The 3,019-nt window shown below is 56.7% G+C and carries 4 protein-coding genes; 1 reads left to right on the top strand and 3 read right to left on the bottom strand.

Features of this window, described 5'->3' with window-relative positions; all coding sequences use genetic code 11:
* Positions 1 to 431 (bottom strand): heme-degrading domain-containing protein (locus tag AC4FIC_RS13830; RefSeq protein ID WP_273285716.1); only part of this gene is annotated, 431 nt, incomplete at its 3' end.
* Between the two features lie 224 nt (positions 432 to 655).
* Between AC4FIC_RS13830 and AC4FIC_RS13825 the strand changes: the two genes are divergently transcribed.
* A complete protein-coding gene (locus tag AC4FIC_RS13825; RefSeq protein ID WP_476195134.1) occupies positions 656 to 1,657 on the top strand; it encodes a YhdH/YhfP family quinone oxidoreductase in 1,002 nt (333 codons plus the stop codon).
* A 124-nt stretch (positions 1,658 to 1,781) separates the two neighbouring features.
* Here AC4FIC_RS13825 and AC4FIC_RS13820 read toward each other — a convergent pair whose 3' ends face one another.
* Together AC4FIC_RS13820 and AC4FIC_RS13815 are read right to left on the bottom strand one after the other, a co-directional pair.
* Positions 1,782 to 2,726 carry a 2-hydroxyacid dehydrogenase gene (locus AC4FIC_RS13820; RefSeq protein WP_100257820.1) on the bottom strand — a complete coding sequence of 315 codons (945 nt, stop codon included), beginning with the start codon at positions 2,724 to 2,726 and terminating at the stop codon, positions 1,782 to 1,784.
* On the bottom strand, positions 2,723 to 3,019 hold a 297-nt coding region (locus AC4FIC_RS13815; RefSeq protein WP_490359423.1), incomplete at its 5' end, for a VOC family protein. The genes AC4FIC_RS13815 and AC4FIC_RS13820, both read right to left, overlap by 4 nt.

Below are 3,019 nucleotides of genomic sequence, written 5' to 3'. Positions count from 1 at the left end.
GCCTGAGTGACCAAAATATGATCGTCTAGCTGGGCCAAACCGGACACGGTGACCGAACCGACCATGCCGGTCCCGGCGATCAAGATCGGGAAACAACCGCCATGGGCAGCGTATTCATTTGGATCGAGCAAGGTTGCGGCCTCGAAACTGGAGCCCTGTACCCGATAGAGTTCGCCCATATAATAGGAACTGTGCGCAAATCGTTTCACGACGGTTTTCTTGCGTCGAATCCAGTGGGCATTTTCCAATGTGGTTCCGGTCATGGCATGGGCGAACAAGAGTTGGTCGAACAGGCTAATATCAATGCTGATACTGAGATCGGCGGCCAAGGCTAATTCACGCAGCAATACCCCGAGCTGCCAGGCGTCGTTGCTATTGAAGTGTGGAAAAACCAGCGTGTTTTCTTGTTCGAGTAGCTCATCAAGGGTCATCGGTAGCGGCCTTTTGGTGTAAAACGCTCATTAATTGGGGGCGACCGGGATATTTGTACCGGTCATAATGGTTCAGTATACCCCCAATTCAGGGCCGATCAGCACGGATGGAGCGTTTTTTTTGATCAAATTGACAACCCTGTTTGAAAAAGTACTGTGCCATGCGATCGTAACAGGCCAGAATCGAGGGTCACCATCCATTGTATTCTAAGCGGAGTAACCAGATGCCGAACACCGAATTTCAAGCCCTAGTTGTTGAACAGACTGAGCCAAAGCAATTCCAACGCTCCATTCAGCGCCGTACCGTGGCCGATTTACCCGCGGGTGAGGTATTGATCCGGGTCGACTATTCGTCATTAAACTTTAAAGATGCGCTTTCGGCCACTGGTAACCCAGGGGTTACCCGTAATTTCCCCCACACCCCGGGCATTGACGCGGCCGGCATCGTAGTACAGAGCAGCAGCGACTCATTTCAGGTTGGCGATGCAGTGATCGCGACCAGCTATGACCTCGGTATGGGCACCGCAGGTGGGCTGGGCCAATATATCCGCGTACCCAGCGCCTGGGTATTGGCCCTACCCAAGACGCTGACGGCCTTCGAAGCCATGAGTTTCGGCACCGCCGGTTTAACCGCCGCGCTGATGGTTAACGCCCTGCTCGACAACGGTGTACAACCGGACCAGGGTCCGGTTTTGGTCACCGGTGCGACCGGTGGTGTGGGCAGTCTGGCGGTCGCGATCTTGGCCAAGTTAGGCTTCAGCGTGACCGCCTCGACCGGCAAGTTAACAGAAACGCCCTTTCTTATGAGTTTGGGTGCAACTGAGGTGATCGACCGAGCGAGCCTGTTGACCAACAACCGACCGCTGCAAGCTGAGCAATGGGCCGGCGTTATCGATGTCGTGGCCGGGCCAACGCTGGCCAATGCCATTCAGTCGAGCCAATACAATGGTGTGGTAACCTGCAGCGGCTTGGTCGGTGCGGTCGATCTGACCACCTCTATCTTCCCGTTTATCTTGCGCGGTGTCCGCCTGATCGGTATTGATTCGGTGCAGTGCACGATGGCCGTGCGCGCGCGCGCCTGGCAGGCGCTGGCCGGTGATTTTAAACCCGCTTGTTTGCCGGATTTAACCACCGAGATTCGTTTAGCGCAGGTCGAAGAATATCTGTTGGCCATGCTGGCCGGTAAATCCCATGGCCGCGTAGTCGTCAACATGGCAGACGATTAACCGATCGATTAACCTAACACCCCCTAGAGTCGGGCCACTCGGCCCGATTATGATCATTCGCTGAATTTCTCTTTTGGTTTATCGCTTTTCCGCTTGTCGCCCGGTTAGGGGGAAGAGTGATTGATCAGTAGCCCCGAACCAAGTCTACCGTTTCTGGTATCTGCCCACTCTGTCGGAACTCGGCCAGATGGCGCGCCACAATAGCGCTGGCGCTATGCGGTTGCGTCGGAGCCGAGATATGCGGCAACACCGTCACCTGAGGATGATGCCAATAGGCATGATCTTTCGGTAAGGGTTCCCGGTCAAAGACATCGAGTACCGCATGCCCAATCTTTGCGCTGTCGAGGGCCTCGAGTAGGGCGTCTTGCTCGATCAGGCTGCCGCGGCCAAAGTTGATCAGGCTGGCGCCCGGTTTTAGTCGGGCCAATCGCGCTCGGTTGAGCAGCCCGGCCGTATCGGGCGTGGCGGGTAACAGGCCGATGACTATATCGCTGCGCGCCAATAGCTGGTCCAGACCTGCGGCGCCGTTATAACAGTCGCAGCCTGCCAATAGCTTGGGTGTTCGGCTCCAGCCGGCGACCTGAAAACCATTGGCAAGCAAACGTTGGGCGACGGCCGTGCCCAGCTTGCCCAGACCGAGCAAGCCGATGGTGCGATCTTGCGCGGCGATATAGGGCAACTGTTGCCAAGTTTGTGTCTGTTGCTGTTGGCGATAGGTCGGCATGGCGCGGTGCAGATAGAGGGTCCAGGCCAAACAGGCTTCGGCCATCAGGTTGGCCAAGTTGGGATCGGTGAGTCGAACGATTTGCAATGGACCTTGGCCGAAGTTGGCGATTATTTTTTCGACCCCGGCCCAGAGGCTGTGCGCCCAAACCAGGTTGGGCAACTGTGCTATCTGAGCGGGGTCTGGGTTGGCGACGATGGCAAACTCGACCGATTTTTTTTGGGTTGGGTTGAGCTCTACAAATGGCTGTATTTGCTCGTTTGGCATGGCCGCCCGCAAGTGGTTCAGCCACTCGTTGCGTTCGGTCTCGGCAAAGTCGCCGAGCAGGGCAATAACTGAGTTCATTGGGCGAATACTCCGTGGTGACTGGCGATACCCTTAATTTCCAACGGGTTACCGCTCGGGTCGCGAAAAAACATGGTTGCCTGTTCACCGGCCTGGCCGGGAAAGCGCACGCTCGGGCCGAATTCAAAGGCCAGACCGGAATCCGTCAAACGTTGGGCCAGTTCGGACCACTGCGGCATAAGCAGGACCACGCCAAAGTGCGGCATAGGCACTTGCGCGCCGTCGACCACTCCGGTCTGGGCGGTACTAAAGGGCTGGCCCAGATGCAGGGACAGCTGATGACCGAAGAAGTC

The organism is Reinekea sp., from assembly GCF_982785585.1.
This window is presented reverse-complemented; position numbering and strand designations above follow the sequence as displayed.

Excerpts from the sequence above, each read along its gene's own strand:
- AC4FIC_RS13825 (WP_476195134.1), top strand. The coding sequence starts at position 656 with ATGCCGAACACCGAATTTCAAGCCCTAGTTGTTGAACAGACTGAGCCA.
- AC4FIC_RS13820 (WP_100257820.1), bottom strand. The coding sequence starts at position 2,726 with ATGAACTCAGTTATTGCCCTGCTCGGCGACTTTGCCGAGACCGAACGC.